16 protein-coding genes are annotated in these 16,211 nt (G+C 71.5%); 9 read left to right on the forward strand and 7 right to left on the reverse strand.

What is annotated here, in order from left to right:
- Positions 1–10 precede the first annotated feature (10 nt).
- Complete coding sequence (locus ACY34M_RS21765; RefSeq protein ID WP_462719525.1) at positions 11–280, forward strand: hypothetical protein; 270 nt, start codon at positions 11–13, stop codon at positions 278–280.
- A gap of 91 nt (positions 281–371) precedes the next feature.
- On the opposite strand, the gene argH is transcribed toward ACY34M_RS21765, so the two are convergent.
- Complete coding sequence (gene argH / locus ACY34M_RS21770; protein ID WP_462719524.1) at positions 372–1,799, reverse strand: argininosuccinate lyase; 1,428 nt, start codon at positions 1,797–1,799, stop codon at positions 372–374.
- 145 nt (positions 1,800–1,944) lie between these two features.
- On the opposite strand from argH, the gene ACY34M_RS21775 reads away from it, so the two are divergent.
- From ACY34M_RS21775 to ACY34M_RS21805, 7 genes are all read left to right on the forward strand, one after another.
- Positions 1,945–2,532 carry a pyridoxamine 5'-phosphate oxidase family protein gene (locus ACY34M_RS21775; protein WP_462719523.1) on the forward strand — a complete coding sequence of 196 codons (588 nt, stop codon included), beginning with the start codon at positions 1,945–1,947 and terminating at the stop codon, positions 2,530–2,532.
- Between the two features lie 3 nt (positions 2,533–2,535).
- The gene (locus tag ACY34M_RS21780; protein ID WP_462719522.1) at positions 2,536–3,249 is read left to right on the forward strand and encodes a L,D-transpeptidase family protein; all 714 of its coding nucleotides are present in this window, start codon (positions 2,536–2,538) and stop codon (positions 3,247–3,249) included.
- A 104-nt stretch (positions 3,250–3,353) separates the two neighbouring features.
- The gene (locus ACY34M_RS21785; protein WP_462719521.1) at positions 3,354–4,391 is read left to right on the forward strand and encodes a bile acid:sodium symporter family protein; all 1,038 of its coding nucleotides are present in this window, start codon (positions 3,354–3,356) and stop codon (positions 4,389–4,391) included.
- A gap of 128 nt (positions 4,392–4,519) precedes the next feature.
- The gene (locus tag ACY34M_RS21790; protein WP_462719520.1) at positions 4,520–5,239 is read left to right on the forward strand and encodes a GntR family transcriptional regulator; all 720 of its coding nucleotides are present in this window, start codon (positions 4,520–4,522) and stop codon (positions 5,237–5,239) included.
- Positions 5,236–6,246: an ADP-ribosylglycohydrolase family protein gene (locus ACY34M_RS21795; RefSeq protein ID WP_462719519.1), complete on the forward strand. Its 1,011-nt coding sequence runs from the start codon at positions 5,236–5,238 to the stop codon at positions 6,244–6,246. Before ACY34M_RS21790 ends, ACY34M_RS21795 begins: the two co-directional genes overlap by 4 nt.
- A gap of 52 nt (positions 6,247–6,298) precedes the next feature.
- Positions 6,299–7,789, forward strand: coding sequence for a purine-cytosine permease family protein (locus ACY34M_RS21800; protein WP_462719518.1), 1,491 nt, complete (start codon positions 6,299–6,301; stop codon positions 7,787–7,789).
- The gene (locus tag ACY34M_RS21805; RefSeq protein WP_462719517.1) at positions 7,786–8,748 is read left to right on the forward strand and encodes a PfkB family carbohydrate kinase; all 963 of its coding nucleotides are present in this window, start codon (positions 7,786–7,788) and stop codon (positions 8,746–8,748) included. The genes ACY34M_RS21800 and ACY34M_RS21805 overlap by 4 nt, the downstream gene beginning before the upstream one ends.
- 116 nt (positions 8,749–8,864) lie before the next feature.
- Here the strand turns inward: ACY34M_RS21805 and ACY34M_RS21810 are convergent, their stop codons facing one another.
- The 6 genes from ACY34M_RS21810 to ACY34M_RS21835 all read right to left on the reverse strand — a co-directional run bounded on the left by ACY34M_RS21810 (position 8,865) and on the right by ACY34M_RS21835 (position 15,076).
- Positions 8,865–9,425 carry an arginine repressor gene (locus ACY34M_RS21810; protein ID WP_462719516.1) on the reverse strand — a complete coding sequence of 187 codons (561 nt, stop codon included), beginning with the start codon at positions 9,423–9,425 and terminating at the stop codon, positions 8,865–8,867.
- A 17-nt stretch (positions 9,426–9,442) separates the two neighbouring features.
- Positions 9,443–10,642 (reverse strand): acetylornithine transaminase, encoded by a 1,200-nt coding sequence (locus ACY34M_RS21815; protein ID WP_462719515.1) that lies wholly within the window; start codon positions 10,640–10,642, stop codon positions 9,443–9,445.
- On the reverse strand, positions 10,639–11,580 hold the full coding sequence (gene argB, locus ACY34M_RS21820) for an acetylglutamate kinase (RefSeq protein ID WP_462719514.1): 942 nt from the start codon (positions 11,578–11,580) through the stop codon (positions 10,639–10,641). Before argB ends, ACY34M_RS21815 begins: the two co-directional genes overlap by 4 nt.
- Positions 11,577–12,728 carry a bifunctional glutamate N-acetyltransferase/amino-acid acetyltransferase ArgJ gene (argJ, locus tag ACY34M_RS21825; protein ID WP_462719513.1) on the reverse strand — a complete coding sequence of 384 codons (1,152 nt, stop codon included), beginning with the start codon at positions 12,726–12,728 and terminating at the stop codon, positions 11,577–11,579. The genes argB and argJ overlap by 4 nt, the downstream gene beginning before the upstream one ends.
- Positions 12,725–13,753: an N-acetyl-gamma-glutamyl-phosphate reductase gene (argC, locus tag ACY34M_RS21830; RefSeq protein ID WP_462719512.1), complete on the reverse strand. Its 1,029-nt coding sequence runs from the start codon at positions 13,751–13,753 to the stop codon at positions 12,725–12,727. The genes argJ and argC overlap by 4 nt, the downstream gene beginning before the upstream one ends.
- Positions 13,754–13,855: 102 nt before the next feature.
- Entirely contained in the window at positions 13,856–15,076 is a 1,221-nt protein-coding gene (locus ACY34M_RS21835) for a hypothetical protein (protein ID WP_462719511.1), read from the reverse strand.
- Between the two features lie 140 nt (positions 15,077–15,216).
- On the opposite strand from ACY34M_RS21835, the gene ACY34M_RS21840 reads away from it, so the two are divergent.
- The gene (locus ACY34M_RS21840; protein ID WP_462719510.1) at positions 15,217–16,209 is read left to right on the forward strand and encodes an aldo/keto reductase; all 993 of its coding nucleotides are present in this window, start codon (positions 15,217–15,219) and stop codon (positions 16,207–16,209) included.
- Positions 16,210–16,211: the final 2 nt, after the last annotated feature.

Genomic DNA, 16,211 nt, shown 5'->3' on the forward strand with positions numbered 1-16,211 from the left:
AGGTACCGGCATGGGGTGCTGCATCTTCGCCGCGATGGCGGCCATCGGGCCGCGCGTGGCCCTGGTGATCACGTGGCTGTTCACCAACCTCGTGGACCGCGCCTTCAACGGCGTCCTGCTGCCGCTCATCGGCCTGATCCTGCTGCCGTGGACGACGCTCGGCTACGTCATCGCGTACGCGCCCGTGGTCGGGGTCCGCGGGATCGGCTGGATCGTGATCCTCTTCGGCCTGCTGCTCGACCTGTCGAGCTACGGAGGCGGGGCGCGGGCGCGCCGCTGACATCCCGCACCCCTACAGGTACGTACGCACACCGAAGGGCCCGGCTCGTCCACGGATGGACGAGCCGGGCCCTTCTCGGTACATGCGGGGACTACTTCTTCGCGTCGGCCCAGGTGCGCTGCACCGTCAGGTCCTGCTTGACCTCGGCGAGCTGGACGGCGACCGCGCTCGGCGCCGTGCCACCCCGGCCGGAGCGGGAGGCCAGGGCGCCCGGAACGTTGAGCACCGTGCGGACCTCGGGCTTGAGGTGCTCGGAGATCTTGGCGAACTGCTCGTCCGTGAGGTCGTCGAGCTCCTTGCCCTCGGCCTCGGCGACCTTCACGCACTCGCCCGCGACATCGTGCGCGACACGGAACGGCACGCCCTGCTTCACCAGCCACTCGGCGATGTCCGTGGCGAGCGAGAAGCCGGCCGGGGCCAGCTCCTCCATCCGCTCCCGGTTGACCGTGAGGGTGGCCAGCATGCCGGTGAACGCCGGGAGCAGCAGAGCCAATTGGTCGCAGGAGTCGAAGACCGGCTCCTTGTCCTCCTGGAGGTCACGGTTGTACGCGAGCGGCAGCGCCTTGAGCGTCGCCATCAGGCCCGTCAGGTTGCCGATGAGGCGGCCCGACTTGCCGCGCGCCAGCTCCGCGATGTCCGGGTTCTTCTTCTGCGGCATGATCGACGAGCCGGTGGAGAAGGCGTCGTGGAGGGTGACGAAGGAGAATTCCTTCGTGTTCCACAGAATGATCTCCTCGGCGATCCGCGAGATGTTCACGCCGATCATCGCGGTGATGAAGGTGAACTCGGCGACGAAGTCACGGGAGGCCGTGCCGTCGATGGAGTTGGCGGAGCTGCCGTGCTCGAAGCCGAGGTCCCGCGCCACCGCCTCGGGGTCGAGGCCGAGGCTGCTGCCGGCCAGGGCGCCCGAACCGTACGGCGAGACGGCCGTCCGCTCGTCCCACTGGCGCAGCCGCTCCGCGTCCCGCGACAAGGACTGGACGTGCGCCAGGACGTGGTGGGCGAAGAGCACCGGCTGAGCGTGCTGAAGGTGCGTACGACCGGGCATCGCGACGTCCGGGTGCGCCTCCGCGAGGCCGACGAGGGCCTCCTGGAGGTCGGCGATCAGGCCGCCGATGGCCCGCGCCTCGTCCCGCAGGTACATCCGGAAGAGCGTCGCCACCTGGTCGTTGCGCGAGCGGCCCGCGCGCAGCTTGCCGCCGAGGTCAGGACCGAGGCGCTCGAGGAGGCCGCGCTCCAGGGCGGTGTGCACGTCCTCGTCGGCGATCGTGCCGACGAAGGAGCCGTCCGCGACGTCCTTCTCCAGCTGGTCGAGGCCGGCGATCATGCGGGTCAGCTCGTCCTCGGTGAGCAGTCCCGCCTTGCTGAGCACGCGCGCGTGGGCACGGGAGCCCGCGATGTCGTACGGGGCGAGGCGCCAGTCGAAGTGGACGGAGGCGGAGAGTTTCGCCAGGGCCTCGGCGGGGCCGTCGGCGAACCGGCCGCCCCAGAGGCGGACATCGCCGGTGTTGCTGCTCACGTGCTCTGCTCCTCGGGCCGGTGGATCTGAATGCCGGTGCGTGTGTCGCTGTGCATGATTATGCAGACTCCTGCATGATTCGTCAATCGCCATCCCGTCCCGGCGGCACGGCATGGGTTCCGCCCCGCTTCGGCATGCTTTCGGCATGGGAAAAAGCTACGAACGCATAGAGGGGCGGCTGCGCACCTTCATAGAGGAGCAGCCCGTCTTCTTCACCGCCACCGCTCCACTCTCCGGCGACGGAACGGTCAACCTCTCCCCCAAAGGCCTCAAGGGCTCCCTCGCCGTCCTCGACGAACACACCGTCGCCTACCTCGACTTCGCGGGATCCAACGCCGAGACCGTCGCGCACTTGCGCGAGAACGGTCGCATCACCCTGATGTGGTGCGCGTTCCAAGGGCCGCCGAACATCGTCCGGGTGCACGGCCGCGGCGAGCCCGTGTTCCGCGACGACCCGCGCTTCACCGAGCTGCTCGGCCACTTCACCGGCATCGACCCGACCCGCAACGGCCTGCGCGCGATCGTCGTCGTGCACGCCGAACACATCCGCGACACCTGCGGCTACGCCGTGCCCTTCATGACGTACGACGAGGACCGCGACCTGCACGACAGGCGCTTCGCGCGCGAGGACGACGCCTCGCTCGACGCGTACTTCCAGAAGAAGGAGCACATCGCGACGAGCCTGGACGGCCTGCCCGGGCTGCCACTTCCGCTGCCACCCGCTACGTTCTGAGCCATGCGTCCGCCCCGAGCAGGTATCGCCACCGTCGTCGTCGCCTGCGCCGCCGTCCTCGGCGCCGCGCCGCCCGCCACCGCCGCCGAACCGCTGCCCGCCCGGATGGCGGACACCGGCGGCGGCCGTCAGCTGATCACCGCCGAAGCACCCCGCACGTCTTCGACCACCGGCACCGTCACCTGGTGGGACCGCGGCGCCAACGGCCGCTGGGCGAAGGCCGGCTCGGCCCCCGCGCGGTTCGGCGCGAAGGGACTCGTGGCGGGGACGAGGCGCAAGCAGGGCACCAACACGACACCCACCGGCCTCTACGACCTGCCCTTTGCGTTCGGCGTGAAGGCGGCGCCGGACGGGACCACGGCGACGTACCGCCGTGTGCACCGCGACTCCTGGTGGTGCGAGGACAACGCCTCCCGCTCGTACAACCGCTGGACCGAGCCGCGCCCGGGCGACTGCCGCGCCGCCGAGTCCGAGCGCCTCGCCGACTACGGCACCCAGTACGCGCACGCGCTGGTGGTCGGCTTCAACTACCACCGTCCCGTGCACGGCCGCGGCGCCGGGATCTTCCTGCACGTCAACGGGCGCGGGGCGACGGCCGGCTGCGTCTCCGTACCCGCGGACGCCATGCGCCGGATCCTGACGTGGGTGCGCCCCGGGCAGTCCCCGCACATCGCGATCGGAACAGCGGGCGGAGCAACCGCAATCACCCGGTACTGATACGTATACGGACATGGGCACGTATGCGGGTACCGACTCCCGTGTAGGGACCACATAACGAGACGGGGTTGCGTCCGCTCGGCGGCGAGGCGTTGCATCGCCCGGTGCGAAGCGAATCCGAACAGACGTCCCCCGACTCCCCCGCAGCGGAGACCACCCCCGAGGCCACGGCCGAGACCGGGGCCGGGACCGCCGCGGCGAGCGGGTCCGCCGACCGCGCCGCCCGGCTCGCGGTCACCGTCTTCCCCGTCCTCGTCCTCGTAGCGGGCGCCTGGGGCCTCGCCTCCCCCGGCACGTTCGCCGGCTGGGGCACCAACGTGCCCTACCTCCTGGGCGTCGTGATGTTCTGCATGGGTCTCACCATGACCCTCACGGACTTCAAGGGCGTCGCGCAGCGGCCCTGGGCCGTGGGACTCGGGCTCGTCGCGCACTACGTGATCATGCCGGGGCTCGGCTGGGCGATCGCCCACGCGCTCGGCCTTTCGCCGCAGTTGGCGGCCGGTGTCATCCTCGTCGGCTGCGCGCCCAGCGGCACCGCGTCCAATGTCGTGACCTATCTGGCGCGCGGTGACGTCGCCCTGTCGGTGTCGGTGGCGACCGTCTCCACGGTGCTCGCGCCGCTCATCACGCCGCCGCTCACGCTGCTGCTCGCGGGCGAGTACCTGCCCGTCGACGCGGGGTCGATGATGACGGACATCCTCAAGACGGTACTGCTCCCGGTGATCGCGGGCCTGGTCGTCCGCCTCGTGCTCGGCCGGTTCGTCGACCGGCTGCTCACCGTGCTGCCGTGGCTGTCCGCGCTGACCATCGCCGTGATCGTCGCCGTGGTGGTGGCGGGCAGCGCCGACGCCATCAAGTCGGCCGCCGCCCTGGTCATGGTCGCGGTGGTGCTGCACAACGGTCTCGGGCTCGCGCTCGGCTACGGCGCCGGAAAGCTCGGCCGACTCGGGAAGCCCGCGTCGCGCGCCATGGCCTTCGAGGTCGGCATGCAGAACTCGGGGCTCGCGGCGTCGCTGGCCACGGCCCACTTCAGTCCGCTGGCCGCACTGCCCGCCGCCGTGTTCTCGGTCTGGCACAACGTGTCGGGCGCGCTGGTCGCGGCGTGGATGTCGTACCGGGCACGGGCGGCCGAGAAGAAGTAGCAAAGAAGTAGCCCCACCGCGGCCCCGCGCCCGCGCCCGCGCCCGAGAACCCGGGAACCCGAGAAGCCGGCCAAGTCGACACTGGACAGGTGTAGACAGGTCGGCTTCTTCATGTCTACCTTCTAGACATGCCTGGACAGGTTCACAAGCATCACCGCGTCGCCCATGTCCTCGCCGAGGAGATCCGCACGGGCGTGCACGCCGGCGGCAGCAAACTGCCCGGTGAGCACGCACTGCGAGAGCGGTTCGGAGTCAGCCGCACGACCGTGCGGCAGGCCCTCGGCCTCCTCGGCGAGCAGGGGCTCATCGAGACGCACGCCGGGATCGGCTCGATCGTCACCTTCGACGGCGCCCCGCTCGACCAGCAGCTCGGCTGGACCCGGGCGCTCGCCGCGCAGGGCACGGAGCTGACCACCGAGACCCTGCGCCTCGCCCGGACGACGGACCGGGAGCTGGCAGCCGAACTCGGCTTGGAAATAGCCGAGTTCACCGCCCTCGACCGCGTTCGGCGACTGCCGGACGGGCAGGGCGTCTCGCTGGAGTTCAGCCGCGTACCCGCCGTCGGCGCGCTGGCCGATCTCGCCGAGCGCGGCCTCGACGGCGGCTCGCTCAGCCGCACCCTGGCCGCCGCCGGTCGCGTCCCGGACTCCGGCGACGCCCACATCGCCGTCGTCGGCCTCGACACGCAGGACGCCGAACGGCTGCACCGCTCCCCCGGCGAGTCCTTCCTGCGCGTCGCCCAGGTGTTCCGCGCCGCCGACGGCAGCGTGGTCGAGCAGGTCACCAGCCTGCTGGATCCCGCACGGTTCCAACTGCACGTACGTTCCGGCCGAGGAGGCCACCCGTGACCGAGACCCCCCAGTTCGACCGCGCCCTCGGCGCCTTCTACGGGCTCGCGCTCGGTGACGCGCTCGGCATGCCGACGCAGGTCATGTCCCGCGAGGACGTCGTCCGCGGCTACGGCACCCTGACCGGCTTCGAACCGGCCCGCCCCGACAACCCGGTGAGCGCGGGGATGCCCGCCGGATCCGTCACCGACGACACCGACCAGGCGGTGATCGTGGCGCGGCTGCTCGTCGAGGGCGGCGGGCACGTCGACCCGCTGCGGTTCGCCGAGGAACTCCTGTCCTGGGAGAAGGAGATGAAGGCCAAGGGGTCCTTCGACCTCCTCGGCCCCTCGACCAAGGCGGCGCTCGACGCGGTGGCACGCGGGACCGACCCGAAGGAGGCCGGCAAGTACGGCACCACGAACGGCGCCGCCATGCGCGTCACCCCGGTCGGCATCGCCTTCCCCTACGCTCCCGGCGACACCGGCGCCTTCCTCGACCGGGTCGTGGAGTCCTGCCAGGTCACCCACGACACGACCGTCGGCATCGCGGGCGCGGCGGCCGTCGCCGCGGCCGTCTCCGCGGGGATCGCGGGCGGCGGCCTGGACGACGTGTTCGAGGCCGCGATCGCCGCGGCGGCGGCCGGGTCCCGGCGCGGTCACTGGATCGCGGGCGCCTCCATCTCGGCGCGGATCGGCTGCGTACGGGAGTTGATCGCGGGCCTCGACGAGGCGGCGGCCCTCGACCGGATCGACGCCCTGATCGGCACCAGCGTCGCCAGCCAGGAGTCCGTCCCGGCGGCCTTCGCCGTGCTCGCGCTGACCGGCGGCGACCCGTGGCGCTCCGCGCTGCTCGCCGCGAACCTCGGCGGCGACTCCGACACCATCGCCGCGATGGCGGGTGCGATCGCCGGTTCCCTGCACGGCCTGAGCGGGCTGCCCGCCGACGCCGTACGCACCCTGCGCACGGTCAACGATCTCGAACTGGAGCCGCTGACCCGCCAGTTGCTCACCCACCGCGCGGCCTGACCCACCGCGCCCCCGACCCACCACCCTGACGTCCTGCTAAGGAGGTTCCGCGATGGCCGCTTCAACGGAGAACGACCGCGTCGGCACCGTGGAGACCCGAGGGATCGAACCGGTCCCCGACAGCGAGCGGCACGGCCACGCGAGCCAGATGTTCTGGACGTGGTTCGCCGCCAACATCTCGATCCTCGGGCTGCCGCTCGGCGCGACCCTCGTCGCCTTCCGCGGCCTGAACATCTGGCAGGCCGTAGCTGTCGCGGCCGTCGGCTCGGTGGGCTCGTTCGCCCTGGTCGGCGCGCTCAGCCTGGCGGGCAGAAAGGGCGGGGCGCCGGCCCTGACCCTGTCGCGCGCCGTCTTCGGCCAGCGCGGCAACCACGGCCCCACACTGATCAGCTGGCTCAGCCGGGTCGGCTGGGAGACGATCACGACGACCACGGCGGCGTACGCGCTGCTCGCCCTGCTCAAGACGGTGTTCGGGGCGGACCGTGGCACGGTTCTCACCCTGGCCTGCCTCCTGGTGTTCATCGCCTGCACGCTGCTGATCAGCGGGCTCGGGCACGCCACGATCATGTGGATCAATAAGTGGGCGACGGTGGTCTTCGGCGTCCTGAACCTCGTCGTGATGGGCTTCCTCGTCGCCACCGTCGACTGGTCGAAGGTGCTCGACGCCCCGGCCGGGCCGGTGTCGGGGGTCGTCGCGGGCATCGGGTTCATCGCGTCGGGCACCGGCATCGGCTGGGCCAACGCCGGTGCGGACTACGCCCGTTACCTGCCGAAGAGGATTCCGGGCGGGCGGCTCGTGCGGGCCTCCGCGTTCGGGGCGGGCATTCCGCTGGTGCTGCTGATCTCGCTGGGCTCGCTGCTCACGGCGGGCGACCCGACGCTCGCGACCTCGTCCGACCCGGTCGCGGCGATCAACGCGATGCTGCCGTCGTGGATGGCGGTGCCGTATCTGATCGCGGCGTTCGGCGGCCTGCTGATGTCCAATCATCTGTCCACATACTCGGCCGGGTTGACGATGATCACGCTGGGGCTGCGGGTGCCGCGGGCCTGGGCGGTGTGCCTGGACGTCGTGCTGATGTTCCTCGGCGGCGTGTACTTCATGCTGATCGCGGACGACTTCTACGGTCCGTTCAGCACGTTCCTGACGCTGCTCGCCGTGCCGATCTCGGCGTGGATCGGCATCATCGCCGTCGACATGCTGCGCGGGCGCGAGTACGACGCAGAGGCGCTGATGAATACCGGGCGCAGCAGCCGGTACTGGTACCGGGGCGGCTTCCATCTGCCCTCTGTCGTCGCGTGGTTGGCGGCGATCGTGGCCGGGCTGCTGTTCACGAAGGCGGCGACGGGTGCGGACGACGTGTGGTTCGAGGGGCCGCTGGCCGACTCGTGGTTCGGCGTGAACGGGCTCGGGTGGCTGGTCGCGATCGTCGTGGGCGGTGCGGTGTACGCCGTGCTGGGGCGGGGGACGCCGGTGACCCTCGGGGAGAGCGCCGCGGCGGGTTCCGCCGCCGGTTCCGGTGTCGACAAGGAGGCCGCCCGATGAGCGACTCCCGTGTGCTGCTCGCCGGAAACGTCATCGCCGATCTCGTCATCGACGTACCGGCCCTGCCCGAGCGCGGCGGCGACGTCATCGGCACCCGCACCGAGCTGTACGCGGGCGGCGGTTTCAACACGCTCACCGCGGCCCGTCGGCTCGGCGCCGAGGCGGTCTACGCGGGCGTCCACGGCACCGGTCCCTACGGCGAGTTGGTGCGGGCCTCGCTCGCGGCCGAGGGCATCGAGGCGGTGCTGCCCGTGCGGACGGACGGCGACACCGGGTTCTGCGTGGCGCTCGTCGACGGCGGCGGCGAGCGGACGTTCGTGACGAGCTTCGGCGTCGACGCCCGGATGACGGAGGGTGAGGCCGCCACGGTCGCCTCCGCCGTGCGGGGCGGCGACATCGTGCAGGTGTCCGGGTACGGCCTGGTGATGGAGGTCAACGGGCCGCTGCTCGCCGGGCTTGTCGCGGGGCTGCCGGGGGACGTACGGGTGTGTCTTGATCCGGCGCCGCTGGTGGCGGACATTCCGGCGGAGGTTCTGGAGCCGGTGCTCGCCCGCGCGGACTGGCTGAGCTGCAACGCCCGCGAGGCGTTCCTGATGACCGGTGTGGACGGTCCCCGGGAGGCGGCGGAGGCGCTGCGCTCGCGGTTGCGGGACGGGGGTGGGGTGCTGGTGCGGGCCGACAAGGACGGCTGCTGGTTGGCTCCGCCTGGTACGGGGGACGTGGTGCATGTGCCCGGGTTCCCCGTGGAGGCCGTCGACAGCAATGGGGCCGGGGATGCGCATGTGGGCGCGTTCCTGGCGCTGCTGGGGCGGGGGGTTTCCGCGGTGGACGCTGCGCGTGGCGCGAATGCGGCGGCTGCGCTTGCGGTGACCCGGCGGGGTCCCGCGACGGGGCCCTCCGGGGGTGAGCTGGTGGCGTTTCTTGGGGCGGATGGGGTTCGCGGGCTCGGGCTGGACTGAGGGTTACCCCCTCGCCCAGCCCGTCCCTGACGTCTCGGGGCTCTGCCCCGGACCCCGCTCCTCAATCGCCGGAGGGGCTGGATCTTGCGCGGTCGGGCTTGAAGCCCGGCCGGACTCTAGTGGTCGTTCTGGGCCAGGCGGAGCATGTGGTCGGCCAGGGACTGGCCGCCTGCCGGGTCGCGGCTGATCAGCATCACCGTGTCGTCGCCCGCGATCGTGCCGAGGATGACGTGCAGTTCGGCCTGGTCGATCGCCGAGGCGAGGAACTGGGCCGCGCCCGGCGGCGTACGGAGCACGACCAGGTTCGCCGATGCCTCCGCCGAGATGAGCAGTTCGCCGGCCAGGCGGCGCATCCGCTCCTCCTTGGCCGATTCGCCGAGCGGGGCCTGCGGGGTGCGGAAGCCGCCCTCGCTGGGCACGGCGTAGATCAGCTCACCACCGGTGTTGCGGATCTTGACCGCGCCCAGCTCGTCCAGGTCGCGGGAGAGCGTGGCCTGCGTGACCGTGAGGCCGTCGTCGGACAGCAGTTTCGCCAACTGGCTCTGGGAGCGCACCGGTTGACGGTTGAGGATGTCCACTATCCGGCGGTGCCGCGCGGCGCGGGTCTGCGGCACCGCGGCCGCCGCGTGCGCGAGGCTCGTGGCCGCGGCTGCGTCTCTCTCCGCTTTGCTGCTCATCGTCGTCGTCCCATTCCTCAGGATCGTCCTTCGTCCTCGGCTGCCTTGTCCAGTACGGCGGGCAGCGCCGCGAGGAACGCGTCCGCCTCGGCGTCGGTCAGGTTCAGCGGCGGCATGAGCCGGACGACGTCGGGTGCGGGTGCGTTCACCAGGAAGCCCGCTTCCTGGGCCGCTTGCTGCACCTGCGGTGCGCGCGGCCCGGTGAGCACGATACCCAGCAGCAGGCCTTCGCCCCTGACATGGCCGACCAGCGGATGGCCGAGCGTCTCGACGCCGGCCTTGATGCGCTCGCCGACGGACTTGGTGTTCTCCAGGAGTCCCTCGCCCTCGATGGTGTCGAGGACCGCGAGGCCGGCCGCGCAGGCGACCGGGTTGCCGCCGAACGTCGTGCCGTGCTGTCCGGGCTTGAGGAGCTTCGCGGTCTCGCCGAACGCGACGGTCGCGCCGAGCGGCAGCCCGCCGCCGAGCCCCTTGGCGAGCGTCACGACATCGGGCTCGATGCCCTCCTCCGCCTGGTACGCGAACCAGTGCCCGGTCCTGCCGACGCCGGTCTGCACCTCGTCGAGCACGAGCAGGGTGCCGGTGGCGCGGGTGATCTCGCGGGCCGCCTTGAGGTAGCCGGCGGGCGGCACCACGACGCCGTTCTCCCCCTGGATCGGCTCGATGATTACGAACGCGGTCTGTTCCGTGACGGCCGCCCTGAGCGCGTCCACGTCCCCGTACGGGACGTGCGTGACGTCACCGGGCATCGGCGTGAAGCCGTCCTGCTTGCCGGGCTGGCCGGTCAGGGCGAGGGAGCCCATCGTGCGGCCGTGGAAGCCGCCGGTCGTGGCGACCATGTGCGTACGGCCGGTGAGCCGGCCGATCTTGAACGCGCCCTCGTTGGCCTCGGCGCCCGAGTTGCAGAAGAAGACCGCGCCGTCCCGGCCGAAGAGCTGGAGCAGCCGCTCGGCGAGCGCGACGGGCGGCTCGGCGACGAAGAGGTTCGAGACGTGGCCGAGGGAGCCGATCTGCGAGGAGACGGCCTCGACGATCGCGGGGTGGGCGTGGCCCAGCGCGTTGACCGCGATGCCGCCGACGAAGTCCAGGTATTCCTTGCCGTCGGCGTCCCACAGCTTGGCGCCCGCGCCCTTGACCAGCGGCAGCCTCGGGGTGCCGTAGTTGTTCATCAGTGCGCCCTGCCAGCGCTGGGTCAGCTCCGCGTTGGTTCCGGTCATGATGCGTCCCCCTGTTTCGGCTGTTCCGCATCGGCCATGACCATCGTGCCGATGCCTTCGTCGGTGAAGATCTCCAGCAGGATCGAGTGCTGGACCCGGCCGTCGATGACGCGGGCGGTGTGCACGCCGTTGCGCACGGCGTGCAGGCAGCCCTCCATCTTCGGGACCATGCCGCTCGCCAGCTCCGGGAGCAGCTTTTCGAGTTCGGTGGCGGTGAGCCTGCTGATGACCTCGTCGGAATGGGGCCAGTCCTCGTAGAGGCCCTCGACGTCGGTCAGCACCATCAGCGTCTCGGCGTCCAGCGCAGCAGCGAGTGCCGCAGCCGCCGTATCAGCATTGACGTTGTAGACATGCGAGTCGTCCTGGGAACGGGCGATCGAGGAGACGACCGGGATCCGGCCGTCGGCGAGCAGGGCCTCGATGGCGCCGGTGTCGATCTCGGTGATCTCGCCGACCCGGCCGATGTCGACCAGCTCGCCCTCGATGCGGGGCTGGTGCTTGGTGGCGGTGATGGTGTGCGCGTCCTCGCCGGTGATGCCGACGGCGAGCGGCCCGTGCTGGTTGAGCAGGCCGACCAGCTCGCGCTGCACCTGCCCGGCGAGCACCATCCGTACGACGTCCATGGCGTCCTCGGTGGTGACCCGCAGGCCCGCCTTGAACTCGCTGACGATGCCGTGCCGGTCCAGCGCCTTGCTGATCTGCGGGCCGCCGCCGTGCACCACGACGGGCTTGAGCCCCGCGTGGTGCAGGAAGACGACGTCCTGCGCGAAGGCGGCCTTCAGGTCCTCGTCGATCATGGCGTTTCCGCCGAACTTGATGACGACGGTCTTGCCGTTGTGCCGGGTCAGCCAGGGCAGCGCCTCGATGAGCGTCTGGGCCTTGGGCAGCGCGGTGTGCTTGCGCGCGCTGGCGGCCTTGGTCTCTTTGGTCTCGCTCATGAGGAGTACGCGCTGTTCTCGTGGACGTAGTCGGCGGTCAGGTCGTTGGTCCAGATCGTCGCGGTCTCGGTGCCCGCGGCGAGGTCGGCGGTGACGACGACCTCGCGGTAGCGCATGTCGACCTTGTCGCGGTCCTCGCCGACGCCGCCGTTCTTGCAGACCCACACGCCGTTGATCGCGACGTTCAGCTCGTCCGGCTCGAAGGTGGCCTTCGTGGTGCCGATGGCGGACAGGACGCGGCCCCAGTTGGGGTCCTCGCCGTGGATGGCGCACTTGAGGAGGTTGTTCCGCGCGATGGAGCGGCCCACCTCGACGGCCTCGTCCTCGCTCGCGGCGTTGACCACCTCGACCTTGATGTCCTTGCTGGCGCCCTCGGCGTCGCCGATGAGCTGCCGGCCGAGGTCGTCGCAGACGAGGCGGACGGACTTCGCGAACTCCTCGTACTCCGGGGCGACTTCGGCGGCTCCGGAAGCGAGCAGCAGCACCGTGTCGTTCGTCGACATGCAGCCGTCGGAGTCGACGCGGTCGAAGGTGACGCGGGTGGCGTCGCGCAGCGCCTTGTCGAGGACCTCGCTGTCGAGGTCGGCGTCCGTGGTGAGGACGACGAGCATCGTGGCGAGGCCGGGGGCCAACATGCCGGCGCCCTTCGCCATGCCGCCGACGGTCCAGCCCTCGCCCTGGTACACCGCCGTCTTGTGCACGGTGTCGGTGGTCTTGATGGCGATGGCGGCCTTCTCGCCGCCGTGCTCGGAGAGCTGGGCGGCGGCCGTCTCGACGCCGGGCAGCACCTTGTCCATGGGGAGCAGCTCGCCGATGAGGCCGGTCGACGCGACCGCGACCTCCCCGGCGTTCAGCTCCAGGACCTCGGCGACCTTCTCGGCCGTGGCGTGCGTGTCCTGGAAGCCCTTGGGGCCGGTGCAGGCGTTGGCGCCACCGGAGTTGAGGACGACGGCGGAGACGAGGCCGCCCTTGAGGACCTGCTCGGACCAGAGGACCGGGGCGGCCTTGACGCGGTTGGAGGTGAAGACGCCCGCGGCGGCCAGGCGGGGGCCGCGGTTGACCACGAGGGCCAGGTCCGCGTTCCCGCTGTTCTTGATTCCGGCGGCGATGCCCGCGGCCTGGAATCCCTTGGCTGCCGTCACACTCACGGCGCGACTCCGATCGTCGAGAGCCCCGTGGTCTCGTCGAGACCGAGGGCGATGTTCATGGACTGGACGGCACCGCCGGCGGTGCCCTTGGTCAGGTTGTCGATCGCGCTGATGACGATGACGCGGCCCGCGGCTTCGTCGAACGCGACCTGGATCTGCGCGGCGTTCGACCCGTACACCGCGGCCGTCTGCGGCCACTGGCCCTCGGGCAGCACGGTGACGAACGGCTCGTCGCCGTACGCCTTCTCGTACGCGGCGCGCACCTGGTCGGCGGTGACGCCGTCCTTGGCCTTGGCGCTGCACGTGGCGAGGATGCCGCGGGGCATCGGCGCGAGCGTCGGCGTGAAGGAGACGGAGACCCGCTCCCCCGCCGCCGCGCTGAAGTTCTGGATCATCTCGGGGGTGTGCCGGTGGCCGCCGCCCACGCCGTACGGCGACATGTTCCCCATGACCTCGCTGCCGAGCAGGTGCGGCTTGGCCGCCTTGCCCGCGCCGGAGGTGCCGGAGGAGGCGACGATCACGGCCTCGCTCTCCACGAGCCCCGCGGCGTACGCGGGGACGAGGGCGAGCGAGACGGCCGTCGGGTAGCAACCGGGTACCGCGATGCGCTTGGACCCCTCCAGCGCGGCGCGGCCACCCGGCAGTTCGGGAAGGCCGTACGGCCAGGTGCCGGCGTGCGGGGAGCCGTAGAACTTCTCCCAGTCGCCCGCGTCCTTCAGCCGGAAGTCGGCGCCCATGTCGACGACGAGCACGTCCGGGCCGAGCTGCTCGGCGACGGCGGCTGACTGCCCGTGCGGCAGCGCCAGGAAGACGACGTCGTGCCCGGCGAGCACCTCGGTGGTGGTCTCCTGGAGGACTCGGTCGGCGAGCGGGTGCAGGTGGGGCTGGAGCGCGCCCAGGCGCTGCCCCGCGTTCGAGTTGCCCGTCAGGGCACCGATCTCCACCTCGGGGTGGGCGAGCAGCAGGCGCAGCACTTCGCCGCCCGCATATCCACTCGCTCCCGCCACTGCTGCGCGTACCGCCATGGAACCCTCCTCTTGGATGGCATGACTATACGTCTCCGTGCACGTTTATGCAACGAGTGGTGCGGTCGACGCCGGTGGGCCACGGGAGACGGCGCAGGCGGCTCAGCCACGCTCCAGGCGGACGACGACGGGCGCGCCGAACGGGTCGCCGCTCTGCATGACCTCCACCTTTCCGGCGCCGATCCATTCGCCGGTGCGCGGGATCCGGTGGATCTCCTTCAGCCACAGCTGCTGGTTCGAGGCCTTGCGGGCGCCGGTCGACAGGGGCAGGCGCTGGCGTTTGATCTTCACGCAGCGGTTGTCGTCGGTCAGGTACCAGTTGCCGTCGAGAAAGAGGCCGCCCTTCTCCTGGCCGACCGGGATCCGCAGCTCGCACCGACCGGGCGCGGGCTCCTGGTCGGCCCACTTCGCGCCGTCCCAGCGCAGCCGGATGTACTGGTCCTCGGGTTCGGGCTCGACCTCGCCGTGGTTGAAGGAGTTGTTGCCGTAGGCGCGCACCTCCCCGCCGTCGAGCGCGACGACCCGGCCCAGGCCCGCGCTGGGCTCGGGCGGGATCGGCTCCTCGAAGCGGGCCTGCGGCGTGTCCACCGGCTTCCAGGACGTGCCGTCCCAGTGCGTGGAGGCGGGCTGGGCGTACGGCTCGCCGTGCACCGTCTCGGTACCCGGCCCGGTGGAGCGGGAGCCGACCGCCCATACGTCGTCCGGTCCCGCGACGGCCAGATCGCTCACCTCGTACGGGAGCCGGGTCGTGGTCCACCGCGTGCCGTCCCAGTGGGCGGCGGTCTGCTCGCCGGTGAGCGTCCAGATGTCGTCGGGGGACGCCGCGTCGAGATCGCCCGCCGCTCCGGGCGGCGGGTTCGGCACCGGGGACCAGCGGGTGCCGTCCCACTGCGCCCACTTGGCCGCGGCCGCGTCCTCCTGCGCGACGCCTTCCTGGCGCGGCCCGGACCGCATCCACAGGACCTTGTCGCCGATCTCTTCGAGCATCGGCGGGTAGCCCTCACCGGAGCCGAGCGCGTCGGGAAGGGGCTCGCGGCTCCACCGCTCACCGTCGTAGTGCAGGAGCAGGGGCGAGTAGCCGCCGTCGTTCTCGGCGCCTGCCGCCCAGATGTCGTCCTCGGCGAGGACCGCGACGTCGGTCAGCTCCCCGTTGAAGTCCGCGATGTGCTCGAACTTCCAGGAGAGTTCCGCCTTGTGGGCCTTGGACGGGGCCGGGGCCTTCGCCTTGCCGCCGGTCGTCCCGCACCCCGCGACGGCGAGCAGGGAAGCCATGAAGGCGGCGCACACCGCCGTCCCTCCGCACCGGATCCGCGCTGCGCCCATGACCGCTCCCCCTTGTCGCCCGCCGGCGTGCCCGGCGCGCGGGCAGCGTACCGGGCCCGTGCCGCTTGCCTTGGAGCGCACTCGAAGTCATAGCGTCGAGCGCGTACGGCACCGGAACCACAACTGGAGGCAGCACACCCATGTCGAACCTTCCCGCTCGCCGCCTGGGCGCGCTCACCGTCTCCGCACAGGGCCTCGGCTGCATGGGCATGAGCCACGGCTTCGGCCCCTCCGACGACGAGCAGTCGATCGGCACCCTGCACCGCGCCCTCGACCTCGGTGTCACCCTGCTCGACACCTCGGACTTCTACGGCTCCGGGCACAACGAGGAGCTGATCGGCCGCGCTCTCGCCGCGCCGGGCCGTCGCGAGCAGGCCGTCCTGGCGACGAAGTTCGGCTTCGCCAACAAGTACGGCGAGCCCGTCGAGGTGCGCGGCGACGCGGCCTATGTGCGCGAGGCCTGCGAGGCGTCGCTGCGCCGCCTCGGCGTCGACCACATCGACCTGTACTACCTGCACCGCGTCGACCGGAGCGTGCCCATCGAGGAGACCGTGGGCGCCATGGCCGAGCTGGTGAAGGAGGGCAAGGTCCGCCACCTCGGCCTCTCGGAGGCGAGCGCGGAGACGCTGCGCAGGGCGCACGCGACGCATCCCGTCGCCGCGCTGCAGAGCGAGTTCTCGCTGTGGACGCGCGACCTGGAGGCGGAGATCCTGCCGGTGTGCCGGGAGCTCGGCATCGGGCTCGTGCCGTTCTCGCCGCTGGGGCGCGGCTTCCTCACCGGCGCCTACACGTCGACGGAGCAGTTCAAGGAGGGCGACCTGCGCCGCAACCAGCCGCGCTTCACGGACGGCAACCTGGAGCGCAATCTCGCGATCGTCGCCCGCCTGGAGGAGCTGGCGGCCGACAAGGGCGTCACGGCCGGCCAGTTGGCGCTCGCCTGGGTACAGCACCAGGGCGACGACGTGGTGCCGATCCCCGGCACGCGCCGCCAGAAGTACCTGGAGGAGAACGTCGCGGCGGCGACGCTGGAGCTGTCGGCGGACGACCTGGCCGCGATCGACGCGGCGGCCCCCGCGGGCGAGGTGGCGGGCGACCGTTACGACGCGGGCAGCATGAAGTTCGTGAACGGCTGAGC

It is taken from the genome of Streptomyces sp. EDA2-14, assembly GCF_054963755.1.